The organism is Janibacter sp. GXQ6167 (genome assembly GCF_041365945.1).
Classification (GTDB): Bacteria; Actinomycetota; Actinomycetes; order Actinomycetales; family Dermatophilaceae; genus JBGFSK01.
The window spans coordinates 344319-367495 of record NZ_JBGFSK010000002.1; the positions used below are offsets into that span (position 1 = coordinate 344319).

Here is a 23177-nt window from a genome sequence, read left to right on the forward strand (position 1 = left end):
CCGCGCCGGACGATCGCCTACCGAGCGGACTCCCCCTTCGCCAGGATCGCGTCCAGCTTCGCGGCGAGGATCGGCTCCATCGTCTCGACGTAGGTCTTGGTGAGGTGCGAGCCCTGCCGGTAGATCAGGACCTCGCCAATAACGGGCCAGCACCGGCGGCTCGACCCGTGACCGGGACAGAGCCAGGGGCTGGGGTCGATGACGGGGGTGTCGGTCTGCTTGGCGGCCTGGAGCAGAGGCGGGGTCCCGGCGCCCTGCCGAGGGGTGAAGGCGCAAGCGGTCATGTAGTCATCCGCGTGGTCACCGACGCATTCGTAGACCTTGGACCCCGGGTGTGGGTTGTCGGTGATGACGACGACCTGGGACCCTGCGTCGGTGAGTCGCTTCCAGTAGGTGACGTAACCGCGGGCGAGGGCGGTGCGGCTCGGTTGACCGGATTCGTTCAGCGCCCGGCTCGCGACCGCCGAGACGATCACGATGTCGGCGCGATCGGACCCGGTGAGGCGGGTGATGACCGCCTCGTTCCAGCGGTGGCACAACCCGTCGGGTTCGTCGTCTCGGACTTGGAGGGCGGGCGAGAAGGCGCAGGCCGAGCGAATCCAGATGACCACCCGCCACCCCTCGCGTCGCCCGTAGTCGTCGAGGGCTGGGAGCCATTGCAGGGCCTTGGAGTCGCCGACCAAGGCGATGGTCCTGGTCGCGTCGAGATCACCGAACTCACAGCTGCGCACGGTGTCCTCGACCATCTGGACTTGGCAATTTTGGCTATAGGCCGAGGGGACATCGGCGGTGGCCTTCGCCGGGTCCGGGGTGACCGCCGTCGCCGCCATGGTGACCTTGCCCGGATCGGCGGTGGTGAGGCCGAGGATCCGCGCGCCGGGTGCGGTCGCTGGGTCCGCGAGACGCACGCTGGGGGTGGCGTGGCCAAGGCCCAATCCGACCACGATGCCGAGAGCCGTCAGGCCTGCCCCGAGGATCAGGGCGGGGCGCGCGCGCACCGAGAAGCGGCGCGCCTGGCGCACCGGGTTCTCGATAGCCGTGTAGGTCAACCATGACGGGATGATCGAGACGGCCACCGCGAGCGCCGCGGCGCGCCGCCCTCCCCACACGGTCTGTGCGGCGACGACGAGCGGCCAATGCCACAAGTAGAGGGAGTACGAGAGCGAGCCGATCCACGTCATGAACCGGCGGCCGAGGAGCGCGACCGGTCCCCACGACCCCGCGCGGAACCCACCGATGATCACGGCCGCGGTGCCGAGCGTCGGCACGAGGGCCGCTGACCCCGGCCATGGCGTGGTCGTGGACTGGACGATGGCGCCGATCCCGATGGTCGCAAGCCCGACCCAGCCGATCATCATGGCGACCCGTGGGCCGAGCTTGACCCACAGGACGCTGCCGATCGCGACGAGGGCACCGATCGCGAGTTCCCAGAGGCGGGTGGTGGTGACGAAGTAAGCGCGCGGCGCGGCGACGCTCGTCAGGTGAATCGACCAGGCGAGGGAGGGAAGGGCGACGAGCGCGCCGAGCGCAATCGCGAGGGTCGGGCGCACTGGGAGTCCCTTGCGGCGGATCAACCAGGCGATGACGACGATCAGGAGCGGCCAGATGATGTAGTACTGCTCTTCGACGGCCAGCGACCAGAAGTGCTGGACCGGAGACGACGCGAAGTCCTCGGCCAGGTAGTCGACCGAGCGGTTCGCGAGCCGCCAGTTGATCAGATAAGCGGCCGAGGCCGCGATATCGCCGCCGAGTTCGCGCCAGGCCGCGCGGGGGAAGACCGCGACGATGAGAATCGCGGTGGACACAAGCACCGTTGCCGCGGCGGGGAACAGGCGTTTGGCGCGGCGGGCGTAGAAGCGAGGGATCGAGATCTTGCCGTCCCGCTCGACTTCGCGAAGGAGGAGCCCGGTGATGAGGAAGCCGGAGATGACGAAAAAGACGTCCACGCCAGCGAACCCACCAGAGAGCCCCGGCAGGCTCGCGTGGTACCAGAGCACCAGGCCGACGGCGACGGCCCGAAGGCCCTCGATATCGGGTCGAAAGCGCGCGGTCACCCCAGCGGCGGGCGGGGGCTGATCGCGCTCGGACACCGATGTCCTCCTGACGGACGCATCGCTGCCCCTCCAGCGGCGAATGACGTCGTGACGATCCGCACTCTAGACGCGCGGCGGTGGGTGCACCCCGAAAACCACGACAACTGAGTCCGCAGATCTATGGGTCCGCTGACGACCTGTCGTTCCTAGGTGGTCGCCCAGGCGCGGAGTTCATCGACCGGCCAGGTGGTGATGATCCGATCGGCGGGTACCCCGAGCCGGGCGGCGCGCTCGGCCCCATAAACCTTCATCTCGAGTTGGCCAGGCGCGTGGGCATCGGAGTCGATGGCGAAGAGGCAGCCGAGCTCGAGCGCGAGGGTGATGAGTTCGTCCGGAGGATCGCGGCGCTCGGGACGGGAATTGATCTCGACGGCGACGTCATGCTCCGCACAGGCCGTGAAGACGGCCTCGGCGTCGAACTCGCTCTGCGGGCGCGTCCCGCGTCCGCCTTCGACGAGGCGACCCGTGCAGTGGCCGAGGACGTTGACCCGAGGGTTCGTGACGGCGCCCAGCATCCGCGCGGTCATCGCCGCCTTCGGCGCGCGCAGTTTGGAGTGGACGCTCGCGGTGACGAAGTCCAGTCGCGCGAGCATCTCGTCGCTCTGGTCGAGAGCGCCGTCGTCGAGGATGTCCACCTCGATCCCCGCCAAGAGGTGGAAGCGATTCCCGAGCGAGTCATCGATCGCGCGCACCAGGGTGATCTGTTCGGCGAGGCGCGCCGCCGTCAGGCCATTGGCGATCCGCAACCGCGGGGAGTGATCGGTGAGCACCATCCACTCCTGCCCGAGTTCGACCGCGGTCAGCACCATCTCCTCGATCGGCGAGCCGCCGTCGGACCAGGTCGAATGGGTGTGGCAGTCGCCGATGATCGCCTCGGCGAGCTTTTCGCCCCCTTCGGTCAAGGGCTCGGCCTCGTCCTGGAGTCGAGCCAGGTAGTCGGGGAGTCCACCCGCGGCGGCCTGTTCGATCACCCCGGCGGTGCTCGACCCGATCCCCGCGAGGTCGGTGACGGTGCCTGCCGCGAGTCGCTGGTCGAGTTCGCCCGGGTCGAGGGCCCGGATCGTGGCGGCGGCCCCGCGAAAGGCCTCGACCCGCCGCGAGTGCGCTCGCGAGCGCTCGAGGAGGAAGCCCACCCGGCGCAGGGCCTCGGCCGGGGTGACGGGCGCGGTCAGCGGGTCGAGGGAACGCACGGCGTCACCAGGAGGTGTGGAGCGGGCGCCCCTCGGCGTACCCGGCGGTGGACTGGATCCCGACGAGCGCGCGCTCGGCGAACTCGGCGAGGCTCGACGCCCCCGCGTACGTGCAGGAACTCCGTACGCCCGCGATGATCTGGTCGATCACGTCCTCGACGCCGGGGCGCGTCGGGTCGATGTACATGCGGGCGGTCGAGATGCCCTCTTCGAAGAGGGATTTGCGGGCCCGGTCGAAGGGGGAGTCCTCGGCCGTGCGATGGCGGACCGCGCGAGCCGAGGCCATCCCGAAGGACTCCTTGTACATCCGCCCTTCGGGGTCCGTATAGAGGTCGCCGGGCGACTCGAAGGTACCGGCGAACCACGACCCGATCATCACGTTGGAGGCGCCCGCGGCGAGCGCGAGTGCGACATCGCGCGGGTGGCGCACCCCGCCGTCGGCCCAGACGTGCTTACCGAGCTCACGGGCCGCACCGGCGCAGTCGAGGACCGCGGAGAACTGGGGACGGCCGACCGCGGTCATCATCCGGGTCGTGCACATGGCCCCCGGGCCGACGCCGACCTTGACGATGTCGGCACCGGCCTCGATGAGGTCGCGGGTGCCCTGCGCGGACACCACATTTCCGGCGACCAGGGGGACCTGCGGGTCGAGGGCGCGAAGGGAGCGGAGCACCTCGAGCATCTTGTCCTGGTGGCCGTGGGCGGTATCGACGACGAGCACATCCACGCCGGCGTCGAGCAGCGCCTCGGCCTTACCGGTGACGTCGCCGTTGATGCCGACTGCTGCGCCGACCCGAAGATGCCCCGCCGAGTCGAGCGCGGGGGTATAGAGGGCCGCGCGAACGGCGCCCTTGCGGGTCTGGACTCCGACCAGACGACCGTCGTGGTCGACGACCGGAGCCATATGGCGGCGAGCGTGATGAAGCCGGTCATAGGCCGCGCGCGGATCATCCGAGACGTTGATCGTGAGCAACTCGGTCCCCATGACGTCGTGCGCCTGAGCGAAGCGGTCCACCCCTTCGAGGTCGCGCTCGGTGACGATCCCGACCGGCCGCCCTTCCTCCACGACGACCGCAGCGCCGTGCGCCCGCTTGTGGAGCAGGACCAGGGCTTCACCGGCGGTAGTGGTGGGGTCCAGCGTGACGGCCGTGTCATGCACGGTGTGCCGGGTCTTGACCCAGCCGACGACGTCGCGCACGACCTCGACGGGGATGTCCTGCGGGATGATCGTGAGGGCACCTCGGCGCGCGGTCGTCTCGGCCATCCGGCGCCCGGCGACCGCCGTCATGTTGGCGACGACGAGCGGGATGGTCGTCCCCGTCCCATCGGTGCTCGCCAGATCGACGCCATGACGCGACGCCACGTCGCTGCGCCGCGGCACCATGAAGACGTCGTCGTAGGTCAGGTCATGCTGAGGCTCTCGGCCATCGAGGAAGTCCACCCCGGGAGTGTGTCACGCCTCACGGCCCGCGCTCCTACGCTGGGAAGGTGCTCGCCGCCTTCGCCGTCCTCATCACGGTCACCGCCCTGCTCGGATGGGTCAACGAACGTTTCGTGAAGGCGCCCACCACGGTCGGGGTGACCCTCGCGGGCGCGATCGCGAGCATCCTCGTGATCGTTGCCGACTTCTTCGGGCTCGCGCCGCAGGTCCGCGACGAGATGGAGCAGATGCTCCAAACCCTGGACTTCAGCGATTTCGTGCTGAACGGCATCCTGTCGGTCCTCCTCTTCGCCGGCGCGCTCGGATTGGATGCCCGATCGGTGATGCGCCAGTGGCGGCCGATCCTCCTCCTCGCGACCGTCGGCACCATGATCTCCACGGTCGTGATTGGTGTCCTCTCCTTTGGCATCTTCGCCCTCGTGGGGCTGGCGGTACCGCTGGTCTGGGCGCTGCTCTTCGGAGCGCTGATCTCACCCACCGATCCGGTCGCGGTCCTTGACCTGCTCAAACGCGCAAAGGTGCCCGGCCGCCTACGCGATCTCATCGCGGGCGAATCACTGCTAAACGACGGCGTTGGGGTCGTCCTCTTCCTCGCCCTCGCCGGAGTCGCGAGGCTGGCCCAGGGCGAAGAGGTCGACCCGACCGCGCAGGGGGTGGCGCTGCTCTTCCTCCGAGAGGCCGGTGGCGGCGTGCTGCTCGGGCTCGTGATCGGCGTCGTCGGGTGGTACCTCACCAAGACGATCGATGGCTATGTCGTCGAACTCCTCATCACCTTCGCCATGGTGATCGGCGGCTATCTCCTCGCGAGCGAACTCGGCGTCTCCGGGCCGCTCGCCATGGTGCTCGCGGGCCTCGCGATGTCGCTCGGGAAGGACGCGTTTTACTCCGAGACCCGCGAACTCGTCGAGGACTTCTGGGAGACCCTCGATCAGATCCTTAACGTGCTCCTCTTCGCCTTCATCGGCCTCGACGTGCTGCTCACCGAAACCACCTGGCCACAGGTCATCGCCGGCGTGCTGCTGATCCCGGTCTGCCTGCTCGGCCGCCTGGTCGGCGTCGGCGGCCCGATCGCGCTGGTGCGGCGCAGCGCGCAGCTCGGGCCGGGGACGGTGCGGCTGCTGACCTGGGGAGGCCTGCGTGGGGGTATCGCGATCAGCCTCGCGCTCGGCCTGCCCTATGACGCCCCGTATCGCACCCATGTCGTGACGGCGACGTATATCGTCGTGCTCTTCTCGATCGCGGTGCAGGGTCTCACGGTCATGCCAGCCGTGCGCCGGGCGGCGGCTGGGCTGCCTGACGCGGGCGGTGGCGAGCCGGCTGAAGAGGCGACGCTCCCCCCTTCGCCGAAGACCCCGCATGCGTAAAGACCGAAGCGAAGGGGGAGGATCGGCACCGTGGACTTCCTGACCGAGACCCCCGCGGATGCCGAGCGTCGGCGCGGGCTGCGCAAGATGCGGATCGTCGCGACCTCGCTGCTCGGACTCGCCGCGGTCGTCTACGTCCTCACCCTGCCGTACGCCGATGGGGGGTGGGGCTACGTCAACACCGCGTCCGAGGCCGCCATGGTCGGCGCGATCGCGGACTGGTTCGCGGTGACGGCACTCTTTAAGCACCCCCTCGGCCTGCCCATCCCACACACGGCCCTGATCAAACGGCGCAAGGACGAGCTCGGCCGGAACCTCCAGGAGTTCGTCAGCGACAACTTCTTGACCGAAGAGATCGCTCGGGATCGGCTGCGTTCTGCCCACGTCGTGGAGCGCGTCGGCGTCTGGCTGCGCCGACCGGAGTCGCGCGAGCGGGTGCTGACGGAGACCGTGCGGGTGGCGAACGCCGGGCTCATGCGCGTGCGTGATGACGAGGTGCGGGACTTCCTCGACGAGATGCTGCTCCCGCGGCTCGTCCAGGAACCGATCTCTCCGATCGCCGGAGCGCTGCTCGATGGCATCGTCGATGCCGGGAACCACACCGGGGTCGTCGATCTCGGTCTCGACCAGATGATCCACTGGCTGGAGGACAACCCCGGCGTCTTCGCCGACGTGATGGGCGAGCGCGCCCCATGGTGGAGCCCGCCTTGGCTGGACCAGCGGGTCATCGACTGGGGCTACAAGCAGGTGATGACCTGGTTGCAGGACATCCGCCATGACCCCCTTCACCCGGCGCGGCAGGCTCTCGACCGCCTGCTCCACCAACTCGCTCACGACCTGCAGCACAACGAGGACGTCCAGGCGAGCGCCGAGGCTCTCAAGGAGCGCTTGCTGACGCACCCGCAGGTCCCCGAGACCGTCGTAGGGCTCTGGCAGTCCTTCCGGACCTCGCTGCTCTCGGCGATGGATGATCGGGAGAGCTACTACTGGAAGCGCGGCGACGTCCTGCTCACCCATCTCGCCGAACACCTGGCGACCAATCCCGAGTGGCAATCGCGGATCGAAGGGCACCTGGGCGACGCGGTCGCCTTCGCGGTCAATACCTATGGCAGCGAGCTCGCCGAGGTCATTTCGATCACCGTCGACCGGTGGGATGCCGAAGAGGCGAGCCAGCGGATCGAACTCTTCGTCGGCAAGGACCTGCAGTTCATCCGGATCAACGGCACGGTGATCGGTGCGCTCGCGGGCCTGGTCATCCACACCCTGAGCCAACTGATCCACTGACGGCCCGGTCGGGGGCAGGAGCACACTAGGCCGGTGAGCATCGTGCCGACCTCGCTGCGCGGGTATCGCCGCGAATGGTTGCGCGGCGATCTCCTCGCGGGGCTGACCCTCGCCGCGATCGCGATCCCCGAGCAACTCGCCAACGCCCGCCTGACCGGGGTGGCGCCCCAGGCCGGCTTCGTCGCTTTCGTCGCGGCAGCGATCGTCTTCGCGGTGGTCGGCGTGAACCGGGTGATGTCGGTGGGTGCCGATTCGACGATCGCCCCGATGGTGGCCACGGCGGCGCTGGCGGCCGGGGCGGTGGGCACGGCAGAAAACGCGGGGGCCGTGGTCCTCGTCGCGATCATGACCGGTGCGATTCTTGTTGCCTTCGGCCTCGCCCGGCTCGGGTGGCTGGCGCGCTTCATCTCTCGCTCCTCGCTCACGGGCGTGCTCGCCGGGATCGCCGTGACGATCGTCGTCCACGCCCTTCCGGCTGCGCTGGGGGTCGAAGGGGGCGAAGGCCATGTGCCGCAACGACTTCGGGCCCTGATGGAGAACATCGGGGGCGTGTCGCTCTGGTCGGTGGTCGTGGCCGTGGGGGTGTTGGTCGTGACCCTCGCGGGGGCGCGGATCTCCCCGCGGCTGCCGGCCGCCCTGGTGGCGGTGGCCGTCGCGACCGCTGCGGTGTGGCTCCTCCACCCCGAGGGTGTCGTGACGGTCGGTCGGATCGAAGGGGGCTTTGCGGGCTTCGGCGTGGCGTGGCCCGGGTGGCCTGCGGTCGCTGCGCTCGCGCTTCCCGCCCTTCTCATCGCCCTGGTCTGCCTCGCGCAGACGGCGGCGACCGAGCAGGCCACCGGGGAGCTCGGAGCCCTCGGCGGGCCCGAGGACCCGGCGCGGCGGCTTGACCGGGACATCACCGCGATCGGGTTCAGCAATATCGCGGCCGGCCTGGCGGGCGCGATGCCGGTCAACTCCAGCCCGCCGCGCAGCGCCGCTCTCGTCTCGTCGGGCGCTCGCTCGCAGATCAGTGGCCTCATCGCGGCCGCCGTGGTGGCGGTCATCGCGCTCGCGGCGATGGGGGTCGTCGCCCACCTGCCGCAGGCGGCGTTGTCGGGGATCCTCTTCTACATCGCGACCCATCTGCTGCAGCCGGGCCAGTGGCGTGCGATCGCCCGTTTTGACCGGGTGGAGTTGGGCGTCGCGATCGTGACCGCGATCGTGGTGATGGGCTGGGGGATTCAAGCCGGAATCGTCGCGGCGATCGCGTTGTCGCTTGCCGATCGGATTCGGCGGGAGGCTCGACCGCAGTCTTATGTCCTCGGGCGGGTGCCGGGGACGAGCCACTGGATCCCGCAAGACGTCGGGGTCGCGACCGAGACCGTCCCGGGCCTTAGCGTCTACTTCCTCCAATCGCCGCTCTGGTACGCCAATGCCGACGCCGTCGTCGAGGAAGTGCGCGACCTCGTGCGTGCCGAGCGCACCCGGATCTTGGTCATCGACGCGGCGGGGATCTCGGACGTGGATTTCACTGGGGCGCAAGCCTTGAGCGCCATCGCGGAGGACCTTCGGGAGCGGGGGATCGCGGTTGCGGTCGCGAGAGCGTCTCACCTGGTGCGGCACGACCTCGCCGATTCGGGCATCGAGAAACTGATCGGCGCCCAGCGCATCTACCCCACGGTCGCGGCCGCCGTCGAGGCCGAGGTCGGGACGGCCGGCAACGAGTCGGCGTCCGGGTCGCCCTCTTCGTAGGGCGAGGCGGATACGGTCGGGGCATGGGTTCGGAGCACACGCCCCCTTCGTGGGTCGCGCACAGCATCTGGTGGCACGCCTACCCGCTTGGCTTCCTCGGAGCCGACACCACCGGCGGCGACCGGAACGCGCGGCGCACCCTGCGCGACCTCATCGCGTGGCTCGACTATGTCGTCGACCTCGGCTGCTCCGGACTCGCGCTCGGGCCGATCTTCGCCTCCAGCACCCACGGCTATGACACGACCGACTTCTTCCGGATCGACGAACGGCTCGGGGACGAGTCGGACTTCGACGCGCTGGTCGCGGCCTGTCACGAGCGCGGGATCAAGGTCATGCTCGACGGCGTCTTCAACCACGTCGGGCGCGATCACGTCGCCTACCGCGAGGTGCTCGAGCGCGGGTGGGAGGCCCCGAGCGCGCCTCTCTTCGCTCTGCACGACGAAGGGGGTCAGCCGCGCGCGCGGACCTTCGAAGGTCACGATCTGCTGGTCGAGCTCAATCACGACGCCGACGCAGTACGCGATCTCGTCGGTGACGTCATGACTCACTGGTGCGCGCGCGGGGTCGACGCCTGGCGACTCGACGCTGCGTACGCGGTGCCCCCGCGCTTCTGGTCCGGGGTCCTCCCGCGGGTACGGGCCGACTACCCCGAGGTGTACGTGTGCGGCGAAGTGATCCACGGCGACTATGCGCAGATCGTCGCCGAGTCGGGGATGGACGCGGTCACGCAGTACGAACTGTGGAAGGCGACCTGGTCGGCCCTGAACGACCGCAACCTCTTCGAGCTCGCGCACGCGCTGGGGCGCCACGACGAGATGCTCGCCTCCTTCGTCCCATGGACCTTCCTCGGCAACCACGACGTCACCCGGATCGCCTCGCGCCTGGACGATCCGCGCCTGCTCGAGCACGCCCTGGTGGTCTTGATGACCGTCGGTGGGACGCCGGCGATCTACGCCGGGGACGAGCAGGGGTACACCGGAGTGAAGGAGGAGCGCTTCGGCGGCGATGACCAGGTGCGGCCGGTCATGCCCGAGTCGCCGGAGGAGTTGTCGCGGATCGGCGAGCCGACGCTGCGCCTTCACCAGCGCCTGATTGGTCTGCGGCGACGCCACTCGTGGCTCCACGCGGCCCGCGTGACGCAAGAGCACCTGACGAACGAGCACCTGGTCTATCGCGTTGCGGGAGAAGGGGGTTCGCTCGTCGTCGCGCTCAACGTCGGCGAGTCGGACGTCTCGCTCCCGGCCGCTGGTGGCTCCCGGGTTATCGAGGGAACTGGCGCGGTCGAGGGCGACCAGGTGCGCCTCGCCCCCTTCGGCTGGGCAGTCCTCGAATAGCGCGGTAGCGGGACGAACGCCGTCCGCACCCCCTCACGTGGTGGGCCCCGTCGGGCTCGAACCGACGACCAACGGATTAAAAGTCCGGAGCTCTACCAACTGAGCTAGAGGCCCTTCGGCCTCGATAGTAGGCGACGGTCGGGGCCGGGCCGTACAGGTGCCGCGGAAACTGCTCTCGGACGCGGTTATCACCGCGCCCAATGGCAGGGACCGCGGCGGACGTCAGGGGCGGCGTTCGAGGCCTCCGATGGTTTGAGGGTGAGGCTGCCAGGGGAGTGGTTGGCCCCGATCGTTGAGGATTCGTCCCATCCGCTTGCGCGTCCGCAGATGGATCAGCCGGCCCCGGATCTCGGCGCCTGGCAGGGCCTCGAGCAACCTCTGCTCGGTCGAAATCGAGTCCTCCAGCGTCCGGCTGAGCGTCGTGATCCCGAGCCGCTCGGCACCGGTCATGGTCGCGGCGAGTCGCACCTCGCGCAGGCCACGGAGCCTCGCGGCGATCACATCGTCACTCAGCGGTGGCGCCGAGAGCAGCCAGGTCCGTTCAATGGGCCAACCGGCGAGGCTCGGCGCGAGGTCGCAGCGCAGCCGGACCTGACCCTCGGCGATCAGACGGCGCAGCGCTCGCCGCAGTGTCGAGGGGTGTGCTCCCAACTGTCGGGACAATTCAGCGACGCTGGCGCGCGGACTCTCGATGAGCGCAGCGATCACCTCGTCATCGCCGTCCTGGCGAGGCGAGGGTCGCATCGGCCCCGGAGATAAGGACGCCGCCGCCGACTGTTCTTCGGCGCTCAGCGCGTCGAGACGCCAGTGGGACGCCTCCGCATGCACCTTGACGGCGATCCGCGCGACACCGCGGATTGCGGGTGCCACGGCCGGTAGATCGTCGAGCAGGAAACGCTCCAAGGTGGTCCAGTCGGGCACGAGCACGATGGTCGAAATGTGCTGCAGCAGATCGGTTTCGCTCAGCCCAAGGACTTCGGGCCGGGCGCAGAGGGCGTCGATGACCTCGCCCCGAGAGCGAGAGCAGGCGGTGGCGTCGACCTCGACGAAGACCGTGAGCCATCCGCTGGTCGCGATATCGGGGTACACGGTGATCCAGGCCGCGCCGCCCTCAGAGAGGCGTTGCCATCGAGCCGCGAGCGTCGTTCGCGACACCCCGAGGATCCGTGCGCCCTCGGACCAGGCCACGCGTGGAGCGATTTGCAGCAGATGGATCAGGCGCCGATCCAACTCCGACAAACTCAGCCCATCTGACGCAAGTGTCATGCGGGTGACCCTCCGCGTGCACGAAGTGCGCTGATCATCTCGCAATTTTGCAGGTAATGGCGAGATTTATGAAGGGGGTGCGAACCGGGCCGGATCGTTTTTGCCATGGACAAAGACGTCGATGCCCGACCCGACCTCACCCACCGGATGACCCGGATTCGCCGGGATCTGCACCGCCAGCCCGAGATCGGCCTGCACCTGCCGAAGACCCAGGCGCGGGTCTTGAGCGAGCTCGAAGGGTTGCCCGTGGAGATCACGACGGGCGAAGCGTGCTCCTCGGTCACCGCGGTGCTGCGCGGAAGCGGCGGTCCGGGGGGACCCGTGGTCCTACTCCGCGCCGACATGGATGCCCTTGCCGTGCAGGAGCAGACGGATCTCGAATACCGCTCCGAGGTCGATGGCGCGATGCATGCCTGCGGGCATGACCTCCACACCGCGATGTTGGTCGGGGCCGCTCACCTCCTCGCCGAACGACGCGCGGAGCTGCCCGGCGACGTGGTGCTGATGTTTCAGCCCGGCGAGGAGATGTGCGACGGGGCCGCCGTGATGCTGGACGAGGGTCTCCTCACCGCGGCGGGTCGTCGACCGGATGCGGCGTTCGCCCTTCACGTCTTTTCATCCCGCTTGCCTCAGGGCACCTTCGTCACCCGATCCGGATCGATGATGGCGGCGGCCGATGGCCTTGTGGTGACGATTCGCGGACTGGGCGGTCACGGGTCCGCGCCTCACCTCGCGATCGATCCGGTGACGGTCGCCGCCGAGTGTGTCCTCGCGTTGCAGAGCTTCGTCACCCGCCAGTTCGACGTCTTCGACCCCGTCGTGGTCGGGATTGGGTACTTCGGCGCTGGCGACCGGCGCGCCCCGAACGCCATCCCCGAGACCGCGGAGTTCAGTGCCTCGGTGCGCTTTTGGTCCGAGCGCTCTCGCGCTCACTTCAGGGAGCACGCGCAGCGTCTGGTCGCGGGCATTGCCGAGGCACACGGCGCCAGAGCCGAGATCAGGTATGTCGAGGGCTATCCGGTCACGATCAACGATCCGGTCGAGACCGACCTGGCGCTACAGACGCTCATCGACCTCGTCGGGGCGGATCGCGTGAGCGAACTGCAGACCCCGCTCTCCGGTTCAGAGGATTTCAGCCGAGTTCTCGGCGAGATCCCGGGCACCTTCGTCTGTCTCGGCGCCGCACCCATGGGCGTGGATCTCGCTCATGCCGCCGATAACCACAGCCCGCAGGCGCTCTTCGACGATGCGGTGCTCCTCGACGGTGCGCGGGCCTACACCGAGCTCGCTACCCGACGCCTCACCCAACTCGCCCTCTCTCAACACAACACCACCACTGCCCACCTCGTGGGCGTTCACCAGGAGGATTGACCATGACCGCACACACCGAGCACATTGCCCCCGTGCGCAGAAACGGCTCGCTCGCTGGGACGGGGGTGGGGAACGCTCTCGAGTGGTTCGACTGGTCGATCTACGCGACCTTTGCGCCCTTCTTCGCCGCCAGCTTCTTCTCGGCGACCGACCGGCTCTCGGCGTTCCTCGCCAGCCTGGTTGTCTTCGCCGTCGGCTTCCTCGCACGGCCGGTGGGCGGATTGATCTTCGGGCGCCTCGCCGACGCCATCGGGCGCAAGCGGACCCTCGCGATCACGGTCACCCTCATTGCCTTGAGTTCGGGGTTGATCGGGATTAGCCCGACGTACGAGAGAATCGGCGTCTTCGCCTCGGTCATCCTCGTGGTCGCCCGCCTGGGACAAGGACTGGCCTATGGGGGCGAACAGCCAGCCGCCGGCTCCTACCTCTCCGAACAGGCACCTCCCGAGCGCCGTGGGCTCTGGTCGTCGATGATCTACGGGTCGGGGACGATTGGCGCCATGGCTGGCCTCGCGCTCGGCGCCGTCCTCACCGCCACCCTCGGACGTGCTGCGGTCGAGGCCTGGGCCTGGCGGATCCCCTTCCTCATCGCGGCCCTCGGCGGATTCTTCGCCCTGTACATGCGCACTCGGATGCATGAGTCCGCCGCTTTCACCGCCGAGGCGAAGGGGGAGGCCGAAGGGCGTCCTGGGCTCGGCCGCCAGATGTGGCAGATGCGGCGCTCGGCGCTGATCGTGTGCGGGCTGAGCGTGGGCCTCACGGTCGTCTACTACTACTGGGTCGTCGCCGCCTCCGGCTTCTCGATCTCGGTCCTGCAAGCCGACCCCACCAAGGTCTTGATCGCGGGGCTGCTCGCTAACACCGTCTTCGTCGCGGTCCTGCCCCTCTGGGGCGCCCTGTCCGACCGGATCGGGCGCCGGCCGGTGATCCTCATCGGCGTGATCGTCTCGATCCTGCTCCTCTTCCCGCTCTCCCGACTCATCAACGGCGACCCCGTGCAGCTCGGTGTGGCCATGACGATCGCCAATATCTTCATCGCCGCTCCGTGCGCCATCGCCCCGGCAGTGATGGCCGAGATGTTCCCGACGCACATGCGCACGGCGGGCGTCGCCGTCCCGCTGGCCGTGACCGTGGCCCTCTTCGGTGGGACCTCCCTGTACCTGCAGACCTGGCTCAGCACCCGGTTCGGGCCGTCGGCCTTCCTGGGGTACGTCGTCGTCCTGCTGCTCATCACCGCCGCTACTGCCGTCGCGATGCCGGAGACGCGCGGACGGATTCTGCACAGCGTGCGCGCCAGCGAGGAGGTCCGGGCCGAGGACACGCGGGTGGCGGCATGACTCGAGCGCTCGTCGTGACCGACGTGCGGCCGGTCGACCTCGCCACCGGGACCATCGACCCACGCACCTGCCTACGGATCCGAGACGGTGTGATCACCGATCGAGGTGATCTCACCCCCGGACCGGATGAGGAGCTCCTCGACGGCGCTGGCGGCTACGCCCTTCCTGGGCTCTGGGATCGGCACGTGCATCTCGACACCTGGGCGTCGATGGCCGCGCGGCTCGACCTCTACGACACCAGCAGCGAAGAGGAGGTCCTGGACGCGGTGGCGCAGCACCTGGTGACCGCCGACCCCTCCGCGGCGGTGATCGCGATGGGCTACCGCTCGTCGAGCTGGGATCACGTACCCCTCACATCGGCCCTCGACGCCGTCGCTGGCGATCGACCGGTGGCGCTGATCTCTGGAGATGGTCACAACGGTTGGCTGAGTTCGGCCGCGCTGCGGATGCTCGATCTCGACCCCGCTCGCCACCCCACCGCGTTGCATGAGGACGAGTGGTTCCCGGTGCTCGGATCGATCGGCGAGCTCGAGCCGGCCGAAGTCCTCGACGCGAGGGTGCGGCAGGCTCTGCGCGACGCGGCGAGCTTGGGCGTCACCGGGGTGGTCGACATGGAGTTCGGCGACGCGCCCCAGCGGTGGGCGCGGCGAGGCATCACCGGCGTGCGCGTCCGAGCTGCGGTCTACCCCACCGATCTGCGCGGTGCTATCGCCGAAGGGCGGTCTACCGGCACTCCCTTCGGGCCGCTCGCGCATCAGGGTCCACTCAAGATCATCAGCGACGGATCCTTGGGGACGTTAACGGCCCACTGCTGTCAGCCGTACGTGACGCCCGCGGGCGACCGCCGCTTGCTGGCTCACCCGTGCGGGCTTCAAAACGTCCCCGCCGATGAGCTCGCGGGACTCTTGGCGTCGGCTCGTCAGCACGGGCTCGAGGTGGCGGTGCACGCCATCGGCGATGCCGCAGTCGATATCGCACTGGACGCCTTCGAGGCGACCGGCGCGGTCGGCGGGATCGAGCACGCCCAACTCATCAGTGCCGGCGCTGCCTCGCGCATGGCGGCTCTCGGGGTCGAAGCCAGCGTCCAACCCGCTCATCTTCTCGACGATGCGACGACCATGGACCGGGTGTGGGCTGACCGCACTGACCGTGCCTTTGCGCTGCGTGCGCTCCTTGATGAAGGGGTCGTGCTGGCTCTCGGTTCGGACGCTCCGGTCGCCCCGCTCAACCCCTGGCGGGCCATTGACGCGGCCGTCGATCGAGGACCGACCGCGTGGCATCCGGAGCAGGCGATCACCCGTCGCGAAGCGCTGCTGGCCTCGACCGATGGGGTCTCGACGCTGGCGCCCGGCGGACCTGGAGACCTCGTGATCGTCGACGACGACCCCCTTCGCGCAAGCCCTGCCGGCGCGGTCCGCAGCACCGTCTGCGCCGGCACGACGACCCACCGTCAGGAGAACGCCGCATGACCACCTTCGTTGGAGTCGCCGACATGGTGACCTGGATCCGCGCGCTCGGGCCGCAACGCATTATCGCTGAGATGTCGCGGGTTATCGAGGAGGACTTCGCCCGGTGGCCCTCCTTCGACCTCGTCTCGCGAGTGGCGAGCCACACCCCGATCGGTGTCATCGAACTCATGCCCACGAGCGACGGGAGGCTCTACGCCTTCAAGTACGTGAACGGTCACCCCTCGAATCCGGCCCGTGGCTTCCAGACCGTGACGGCCTTCGGGGCGCTCAGCGATGTCGACAACGGGTACCCCATCTTGCTCGCGGAGATGACGCTGCTCACCGCCCTTCGGACCGCCGCGACCTCAGCGATGGCCTCTCGGGTGCTGGCTCGGCCGGACTCTCGCACCATGGGCATGATCGGTGCCGGGAACCAGGCCGAGTTCCAGGCCTTGGGGCATCGTGCGGCGCTTGGGATCGAGCGGATCACGCTGTACGACATCGACGCCGCCGCCAGCCGGGTCACCCGAGACAACCTCACCGCTTTGGGCTTCGAGGTGCGGATCGCTGCCGACCCGCGCGACGCGGTGCAGGGGGTCGACATCATCACGACCTGTACTGCGGACAAGGCGTACGCGACGGTCCTCTTCGATCGCTGGGTGGCCCCCGGCGCTCACATCAACGCCATTGGCGGAGACTGCCCCGGGAAGACCGAGCTGGAGGCATCGATCCTCGACCGCGGACCGGTCTTCGTTGAGCACACTCAGCAGACGCGGATCGAAGGTGAGATCCAGCAGAAGGGGCCTGACTTCCCCGTCACGGAGCTGTGGCAGGTCGTCGCGGGCACGGCGAGGGGCCGCACCTCGCCGACGGACGTCACGATCTTCGACTCGGTCGGTTTCGCGATCGAGGACTTCTCCGCCCTTCGTTATCTCCATGCGAGCACCCGCGAGACCGGCCACTACAGCGAGATCGATTTGGTCGCCGAGCCCGAAGATCCGAAGAACCTCTTCGAGATGGTCGGAGCTCCCGTCCCGGCCTGAGCTTCGGGGTCGAGGCGCCGTGATCGGCGCGGAAACGGTCACCGGACGCGGCGATAACCGCGTCCGGTGACCGTTTGCACGACGACCGCCGAAGGGGGTGGCAGCGAGGTTTCTTCCCCGCGCGAAGGGCGGGTAGTAGGTTCCGGCCATGGACGCGCTGCTGAAGATCGTCGACTCGGTCAACGAGTACTACTGGTATCTCGTGATCGTGCTGCTCGTCAGCGCGGGACTGTGGTTCAGCTTCCGCACCTTCGTGGTGCAGGTCCGCCAACTGCCGGACATGTTCCGCGCGGTGACCGAAAAGCCGGTCGCGGACAAGACGGGCGAGGCCGGGATCTCGGCCTTTCGGGCCTTCACTATCTCGGCGGCCTCACGGGTCGGTACAGGCAATATCGCGGGCGTCGCGGTCGCGATCGCTCTCGGTGGCCCGGGCGCGGTGTTTTGGATGTGGCTGCTCGCGATCATCGGTGGCGCGACCGCCTTCGTCGAGTCCACGCTGGCCCAGCTGTACAAGGTGCGCGCGGACGGCAACACCTACAAGGGCGGCCCGGCGTACTACATCCGCGATGGCCTCAGGAAGCCGTGGATGGCGACCACCTTCGCCGTGATCATCACGCTCACCTACGGCTTCGTCTTCAACGCCGTGCAGTCCAACTCGATCTCCGCGGCGGTCCAGCACAGCGTCAATGACGACAGCACCTCCCTTCGCTTCCTCATCGGCCTCGTCCTCGCGCTCGTCGTCGGCGTGGTGATCTGGGGAGGGGTCCGGCGCCTGTCTGCCGTCACCGAGGTCATCGTCCCGATCATGGCTGTTTCATATGTCGTCGTGGCACTGGTGGTCGTCTTCTTGAACCTCTCGGAGATCCCGAGCCTCATCGGCACGATCGTCGCGCACGCCGTCGGCTTGAAGGAGATCACGGGCGCGGCGGTCGGCGCCGCGATCATGCACGGCATGCGGCGCGGCCTCTTCTCCAATGAAGCGGGGATGGGTTCGGTCCCGAACGCCGCCGCCACCGCCTCGGTTTCGCACCCGGTCAAGCAGGGGCTGGTCCAAGCGCTCGGCGTCTACTTCGACACCCTGGTGGTCTGCTCGGCGACCGCCTTCATCATCTTGCTGTCGAACCCGGAGTACGGTGTGTCGCCCGAAGGGGTCTCGCAGACCCAGGCCGCGCTTCAAGCACAGGTCGGGCAGTGGGCCGGGCCCTTCCTCACCGTCGTGATCTTCTTCCTCGCGTACAGCTCGATCCTCGGCAACTCGTACTACGGCGAGGCCAACATCAACTTCATCAAGAACTCGAAGGTGACGCTGCAACTCTTCCGCGTCGCGGTGCTCGTCTGCGTCGTGCTCGGGGCGATGGGTGAGGTCCAGTTGGTCTGGAGCCTCGCCGACCTCTTCATGGGCTTCATGGCGACGATCAACCTCGCGGCGATCCTGCCTCTCGGTGGCCTGGCGGTCGCCTTGCTCGGCAACTATCTGCGGCAGCGAGCGAAGGGCGATAACCCCGTCTTCCATCGCGACGACCTGCCTCAGGCGAAGGGCGTGCAGTGCTGGGACGGCAGCGACCCGATGACGATCGCCGTGGCGAAGGAAAACGCCGCCGAAAGCTGACCCCCCTTCTGCATGCCAGCCCTGGTGGTGGGGTGCGGAGGGTGCGGGTGGCGGCACCCTCTGCATGCCAGCGCTGGTGGTGGGGTGCGAAGGGCGCGTGCGGCGGCACCCCCTGCATGCCAGCTCGAGTGCCGGGGTGCGAAGGGCGCGGGTGGCGGCACCGACTGCATGCCGGCCCGAGTGCCGGGGTGCAGGGGGCGCGTGCGGCGGCACCCCCTGCATGCCAGCTCGAGTGCCGGGGTGTGAAGGGTGCGTGGGGTGGCGCCCCCTGCATGCCGGCCCGAGTGCCGGGGTGCAGGGGGCGCGTGCGGCGGCACCCCCTGCATGCCAGCTCGAGTGCCGGGGTGTGAAGGGTGCGTGGGGTGGCGCCCCCTGCATGCCGGCCCGAGTGCCGGGGTGCGAAGGGCGCGTGCGGCGGCACCCCCTGCACGCCGACCGGTGGGGTGCGAAGGGGGCTAGCGGTCGCCGGGGCGGACGAAGGGGAAGGCGAGCGTCTGGCGGATGTTCGCGCCGGTCAGCATCATCACCATCCGATCGACTCCGATCCCGAGGCCGCCGGTCGGGGGCATCGCGTACTCCAAGGCGGTGAGGAAGGCTTCATCCACTTCCATCGCTTCCGGGTCACCGGCCGCGGCCTTGATCGACTGCTCGGTGAGGCGGCGGCGCTGCTCGACCGGGTCGATTAGCTCGGAGTAGGCCGTGCCGATCTCGGCCCCCCACGCGACGAGGTCCCACCGTTCGGCAAGGGCGGGGTCACTGCGGTGGGTCCGGGTGAGCGGGGAGGTCTCAAGCGGGAAGTCGGTATAGAAGGTCGGCATCGTGGTCGCCGGTTCGACGAGCGCGTCGTACAGCTCAAGCACCAGCTCGCCGGACGACATGTCGGCTGGCGCGTGCACCCCTTCGGCCTCGCAGACCGCGCGGACCTCCTCGACCGTCGAGCGCGAGGTGACGAGCACTCCGGTTGCTCGGCTCACGGCCTGGTGCACGGTCACCGTCGGCCAGGGCACGTCGAGACGCACCCTCTCGACCACACCATCGGGGCCGGTTCGCACAGCCACCGGTTCGCCATGGACGGCGGTCGCGACCCGGAGGATGAGTTCGCGCGTGAGGTCGCGCATCGTGAGGTAGTCCGCGTGCGCCTGGTACGCCTCGACCGAGGTGAACTCGGGATTGTGCGTGGCATCGGCGCCCTCGTTGCGGAAGTTGCGGTTGAGCTCGAAGATCCGCGACATCCCCCCGACACAGAGGTGCTTCAGGTACAACTCCGGCGCGATCCGCAGATACAGGTCGGTGTCATAGGCGTTGATGTGGGTGCGGAAGGGGCGGGCGTTCGCGCCCCCGTGCACGGCCTGGAGCATCGGGGTCTCGACCTCCATGAAGCCGCGCTCTTCGAAGGCGCGCCGCATCGCCGAGATCGCCCGGCTCCGTGAGCGCATCATCTCCATCGAGTCGCGGTTGACGATCAGATCGAGATAGCGCTGGCGGACCCGCGCCTCCGGGTCGGTGAAACCCGCATGCGCGCCGGGAAGGGGGCGCAGGCACTTGCTTGCCATCTGCCACCGAGTGACCCAGACGGTGAGCGTGCCGCGATGCGAGGAGCCCACGGCCCCGGTGACCGAGACGAGGTCTCCGATATCGACCGTCGCGTGCCAGCTCGCCTTGGCCTCCGGGGCGGTGCGCTCGGTGGTGATCGCCACCTGGATCTCGGCGCAATCCTCTTCCAGCTGAGCGAAACAGACCCCGCCGAAGTCCCGCAGCGCCCGGACCCGCCCGACGATCGAGACGATGTCGTCGGTGATGACGTCGGCGGCGAGGCCATCGTGGGTGCCGATCACCGCAGCGACCGTCGTGGACCTCGGGACCGCGACCGGGTAGGGCTCGCCACCGCTGTCGGTGATCTGCTCCATCTTGGCGATCCGGACCCGTTGCTGATCGGTGAGCTTGCGGGCAGGCACGGGCGGTGTGAGGAGATCCGCATCCTGGGCGATCGCGGCGGCGGCGAAGGGGACGATCTGCGCCTGGTACATCACCTCATCCGGTTCGGGCCGATCCATGGGGTGCAGGGGCAAAGGGAGGAATCCCTCGGCCATCCCGGCGGCGACGGCGACCCGGACGAGCGCCATCGAGGAATCGAAACAGAGGTAGCGGGGCACCCACTCCGGCAGGTACTTCGCGTTGGCGCGGTAGAGCGACTCCAGCTGCCAGAAACGAGAGGCAAGCCCGAGGACCGCATCGGCGATGCGGACGAAGGGGCCCGCGCCGACGCGTTCGGCGCCGCTGAAGACCCCGCGGAACATCGCGAAGTTCAGCGAAGCGCGCCGGATGCCGAGCTCCGGTCCGTCACTGGCCAGGGTCGCGACGAGCGCTTCGTTGAGGCCATTGATCGCGTCCGGGTCGCGGCGCATCAGGTCGAGCGAGACTCCGCGAACTCCCCAGGGCACATAGGACTGGAGCCCGCGGATCCTCCCTTCGGCATCGCGCGCCAGCACCATGACGCTGCGGCCATCGGCGGGGTCGGCGAGCCGGTTGAGGGCCATCGAGAAGCCGCGGTCGGGCTCATCGCCACGCCACTGATCGGCAAGCACGCCGATCTCGGCGAGCTCATCGGCCGGGATATCGCGGTGGCGGCGCACGGTGATGTCGTAACCCGCCTGCCGAACCCGCCCGACCGCCCGCCGCACGGGCCGCATGTGCTTGTCCTCCAGGCTGAAGGACTCGAGATCGACGATGGCTTCATCGCCCATGACCACCGCCCGCAAGCCCGCGTCGACATAGGCTCGCGCGCCCTCTTCGGAGGCGGAGATGACCGCCGGGTACCAGCCATGCTCACGCGCGTCGTCGAGCCAGGCCGCGATCGCCGCTGGCCACTGATCGACCGGACCGAGCGGGTCACCGCTCGCGAGGCTCACCGACGCGACCGTGCGGTAGGTGACGGCAGCGCTTCGCTCGGGAGCGAAGGCCACCGACTTATCGCGCCGGGTCGCGAAGTACCCGAGCGAATCCCGCTCGCCGTTGGTGGCGAGAAGGGCGCGAACAGCGAGTTCGTCGGCGGCCGACATGAAGTCGCCCCTCCGCGCGGAGCGGAGGAAGACCAGCACGGCGGCCAGCAAGGCAAGGGCCGCCATGATCCCAGCGAGCACCGCCATCCAGTGGTGTCCAGCATGACCGCCGACGGTGACCGTCGGGTTGAAGCCGAAGCCGATCACCGCCGCCGCTGCCCATCGGGCCTGTTCCCCGACGCCATCAAGCGAGAGGGGGAAGAGGGAGGCGAGCGCAAAGGTCACGACGAAGGCGGCCGCGAGCCCCCCGAGCAAGGTGGCCGCTGCCGCGCGGAGCGACCCCCTTCGCAGGCGGGCGGGGAAGGCTCGCCGCGCCAGCCAGAGGCCGAGCGCCACGAGTAGGCTCGCGACGATCGATAGGGCAATCAGCCCGATTTCGAGGCGCGAAACGTCACCGAGTTCGGGGTCTTCGGAGCCGGAGAGTGCCCAATAGAGGAAGAGGCCGAGGGCCGAAAGCGCGGCATAGAGCAGCTCGAAGACGAACGCGATGGCCCACCCGATCCGCAGGCGCCGACGCAGTGCGCTGCCGAGGATGAGCAGGCTGATCGCGACGAAGAGGCTCGGGCCGGTCGGGATCCCAATCGCGGAGAAGGCGGTATCGACCCAGATCGGCCAGGTCATCCGCGACAGGGGGATGCTGAGCAGAGACCACAGCCCCGCGATCGTCACCATCCGTCCGGCCCACAATGGGGTGGCGCGACGCCACCCCTCCGCGGCCCGACGGACGAGGGGTTGTTCGGTGCTCGGCTGACTCACCCCCCGAGTCAATCATCTTGACCCTGATCGGGAGGATCGGCGGAATCGGGGGTCGAGCGGGCCGGACAGAGTGGACCGGCGGCGGGGGAGGTGTCACGTCTCGGAGCAAGCGTCTACGCTTCGGGAGATGGCAGTGACGTTAGAGGCAGCCGACCGCATCGCGACGATCACCTTGGACCGTCCCGACGCGGGGAACGCACTCGATCTTGAGACGACTCGCGAGTTGCGTGACCAGGTCCGGCACGCGCTCGAAGACCCCTTCGTCGACATTCTCGTGCTGAAGGGGGCCGGCAACGACTTCTGCGTCGGCTCGGACACCTCTGCCGCCGAGGAATCAAACGACCCCACGACTCACGTCTTCGAGCTCGCGGCGGCCCTCGACGACCTCTTCGGCACCCTCGACCAGTCCAGCAAGCCGATCGTCGTCGGCGTGCGAGGCCTCGCCGCCGGATCCGGCCTCGGCTTGGTGCTCGCCGGCGATCTTGCCCTCTGCTCTCCCGGGGCGACCTTCGAAGTGGCACCACGGGGTGGGCCCGGTGCCCCCGACGCCGGGCTCGCGTGGCTGCTGCCGCGCGCGATCGGCCAGCAGCGCGCCCTGTCTTTCGCGCTTGGTCGCCAAACCCTGGACGCTGAGCGCGCCCAGGACTGGGGCATCGCGACGATCGTCGCCGACGACGAGATGGACGAGCGCCTCCGGGAGCTCGCCGAAGCCCTAGGCGGCGAACACCTGTGGGCCAGCGGAGAGATGCGCCGGCTCCTTCGCACCTCGTGGGATACCTCTCGCCAGGACCTCTCCCAATCCGAGGCGGTCGTCCTCGTGCGCGCCTTGCTCAATCGGGCGAGCCGCTGAC

Annotated in this window: 15 protein-coding genes and 1 tRNA gene; 10 read left to right on the top strand and 6 right to left on the bottom strand. The window is 68.9% G+C overall.

Annotated features, from left to right (window positions below; genetic code table 11):
- Positions 1 to 17 precede the first annotated feature (17 nt).
- The 3 genes from AB8K43_RS04475 to AB8K43_RS04485 all read right to left on the bottom strand — a co-directional run bounded on the left by AB8K43_RS04475 (position 18) and on the right by AB8K43_RS04485 (position 4724).
- A complete protein-coding gene (locus AB8K43_RS04475; protein ID WP_370891894.1) occupies positions 18 to 2090 on the bottom strand; it encodes an acyltransferase family protein in 2073 nt (690 codons plus the stop codon).
- A 149-nt stretch (positions 2091 to 2239) separates the two neighbouring features.
- A complete protein-coding gene (locus AB8K43_RS04480; protein ID WP_370891896.1) occupies positions 2240 to 3283 on the bottom strand; it encodes a PHP domain-containing protein in 1044 nt (347 codons plus the stop codon).
- A gap of 4 nt (positions 3284 to 3287) precedes the next feature.
- Positions 3288 to 4724: a GuaB1 family IMP dehydrogenase-related protein gene (locus AB8K43_RS04485; protein ID WP_370891897.1), complete on the bottom strand. Its 1437-nt coding sequence runs from the start codon at positions 4722 to 4724 to the stop codon at positions 3288 to 3290.
- Positions 4725 to 4771: 47 nt separating this feature from the next.
- Here AB8K43_RS04485 and AB8K43_RS04490 point away from each other — a divergent pair, with 47 nt between their 5' ends.
- The 4 genes from AB8K43_RS04490 to AB8K43_RS04505 are packed head-to-tail and all read left to right on the top strand — an operon-like array spanning position 4772 to position 10437.
- On the top strand, positions 4772 to 6088 hold the full coding sequence (locus tag AB8K43_RS04490) for a cation:proton antiporter (protein ID WP_370891898.1): 1317 nt from the start codon (positions 4772 to 4774) through the stop codon (positions 6086 to 6088).
- Positions 6089 to 6118: 30 nt separating this feature from the next.
- The gene (locus AB8K43_RS04495) at positions 6119 to 7372 is read left to right on the top strand and encodes a DUF445 domain-containing protein (protein WP_370891900.1); all 1254 of its coding nucleotides are present in this window, start codon (positions 6119 to 6121) and stop codon (positions 7370 to 7372) included.
- Positions 7373 to 7405: 33 nt separating this feature from the next.
- Positions 7406 to 9103, top strand: coding sequence for a SulP family inorganic anion transporter (locus tag AB8K43_RS04500; RefSeq protein WP_370891902.1), 1698 nt, complete (start codon positions 7406 to 7408; stop codon positions 9101 to 9103).
- 23 nt (positions 9104 to 9126) lie between these two features.
- On the top strand, positions 9127 to 10437 hold the full coding sequence (locus AB8K43_RS04505; RefSeq protein ID WP_370891905.1) for an alpha-amylase family glycosyl hydrolase: 1311 nt from the start codon (positions 9127 to 9129) through the stop codon (positions 10435 to 10437).
- 38 nt (positions 10438 to 10475) lie between these two features.
- Here AB8K43_RS04505 and AB8K43_RS04510 read toward each other — a convergent pair.
- Positions 10476 to 10551, bottom strand: a tRNA-Lys gene (locus tag AB8K43_RS04510).
- Between the two features lie 108 nt (positions 10552 to 10659).
- Positions 10660 to 11703, bottom strand: a complete 1044-nt coding sequence (locus AB8K43_RS04515) for an Lrp/AsnC family transcriptional regulator (protein WP_370891907.1) — start codon at positions 11701 to 11703, stop codon at positions 10660 to 10662.
- 105 nt (positions 11704 to 11808) lie between these two features.
- Here AB8K43_RS04515 and AB8K43_RS04520 point away from each other — a divergent pair, with 105 nt between their 5' ends.
- The 5 genes from AB8K43_RS04520 to AB8K43_RS04540 all read left to right on the top strand — a co-directional run bounded on the left by AB8K43_RS04520 (position 11809) and on the right by AB8K43_RS04540 (position 18511).
- The gene (locus AB8K43_RS04520; RefSeq protein ID WP_370891909.1) at positions 11809 to 13074 is read left to right on the top strand and encodes a M20 family metallopeptidase; all 1266 of its coding nucleotides are present in this window, start codon (positions 11809 to 11811) and stop codon (positions 13072 to 13074) included.
- Positions 13075 to 13076: 2 nt separating this feature from the next.
- Positions 13077 to 14411, top strand: coding sequence for an MFS transporter (locus AB8K43_RS04525; RefSeq protein WP_370891911.1), 1335 nt, complete (start codon positions 13077 to 13079; stop codon positions 14409 to 14411).
- Entirely contained in the window at positions 14408 to 15880 is a 1473-nt protein-coding gene (locus AB8K43_RS04530) for an amidohydrolase (protein ID WP_370891912.1), read from the top strand. The genes AB8K43_RS04525 and AB8K43_RS04530 overlap by 4 nt, the downstream gene beginning before the upstream one ends.
- Positions 15877 to 16902, top strand: coding sequence for an ornithine cyclodeaminase (locus tag AB8K43_RS04535; RefSeq protein ID WP_370891914.1), 1026 nt, complete (start codon positions 15877 to 15879; stop codon positions 16900 to 16902). The genes AB8K43_RS04530 and AB8K43_RS04535 overlap by 4 nt, the downstream gene beginning before the upstream one ends.
- A 148-nt stretch (positions 16903 to 17050) precedes the next feature.
- Positions 17051 to 18511: an alanine/glycine:cation symporter family protein gene (locus AB8K43_RS04540; RefSeq protein WP_370891916.1), complete on the top strand. Its 1461-nt coding sequence runs from the start codon at positions 17051 to 17053 to the stop codon at positions 18509 to 18511.
- A gap of 455 nt (positions 18512 to 18966) precedes the next feature.
- Here the strand turns inward: AB8K43_RS04540 and lysX are convergent, their stop codons facing one another.
- Positions 18967 to 22326 (bottom strand): bifunctional lysylphosphatidylglycerol synthetase/lysine--tRNA ligase LysX, encoded by a 3360-nt coding sequence (lysX, locus tag AB8K43_RS04545; RefSeq protein WP_370891918.1) that lies wholly within the window; start codon positions 22324 to 22326, stop codon positions 18967 to 18969.
- Positions 22327 to 22453: 127 nt separating this feature from the next.
- Between lysX and AB8K43_RS04550 the strand changes: the two genes are divergently transcribed.
- Positions 22454 to 23176 carry an enoyl-CoA hydratase/isomerase family protein gene (locus AB8K43_RS04550; RefSeq protein WP_370891920.1) on the top strand — a complete coding sequence of 241 codons (723 nt, stop codon included), beginning with the start codon at positions 22454 to 22456 and terminating at the stop codon, positions 23174 to 23176.
- Position 23177: the final 1 nt, after the last annotated feature.

Excerpts from the sequence above, each read along its gene's own strand:
- AB8K43_RS04505 (WP_370891905.1), top strand. The coding sequence starts at position 9,127 with ATGGGTTCGGAGCACACGCCCCCTTCGTGGGTCGCGCACAGCATCTGG.
- AB8K43_RS04515 (WP_370891907.1), bottom strand. The coding sequence starts at position 11,703 with ATGACACTTGCGTCAGATGGGCTGAGTTTGTCGGAGTTGGATCGGCGC.
- AB8K43_RS04520 (WP_370891909.1), top strand. The coding sequence starts at position 11,809 with ATGGACAAAGACGTCGATGCCCGACCCGACCTCACCCACCGGATGACC.
- AB8K43_RS04525 (WP_370891911.1), top strand. The coding sequence starts at position 13,077 with ATGACCGCACACACCGAGCACATTGCCCCCGTGCGCAGAAACGGCTCG.
- AB8K43_RS04530 (WP_370891912.1), top strand. The coding sequence starts at position 14,408 with ATGACTCGAGCGCTCGTCGTGACCGACGTGCGGCCGGTCGACCTCGCC.
- AB8K43_RS04535 (WP_370891914.1), top strand. The coding sequence starts at position 15,877 with ATGACCACCTTCGTTGGAGTCGCCGACATGGTGACCTGGATCCGCGCG.
- AB8K43_RS04540 (WP_370891916.1), top strand. The coding sequence starts at position 17,051 with ATGGACGCGCTGCTGAAGATCGTCGACTCGGTCAACGAGTACTACTGG.
- AB8K43_RS04550 (WP_370891920.1), top strand. The coding sequence starts at position 22,454 with ATGGCAGTGACGTTAGAGGCAGCCGACCGCATCGCGACGATCACCTTG.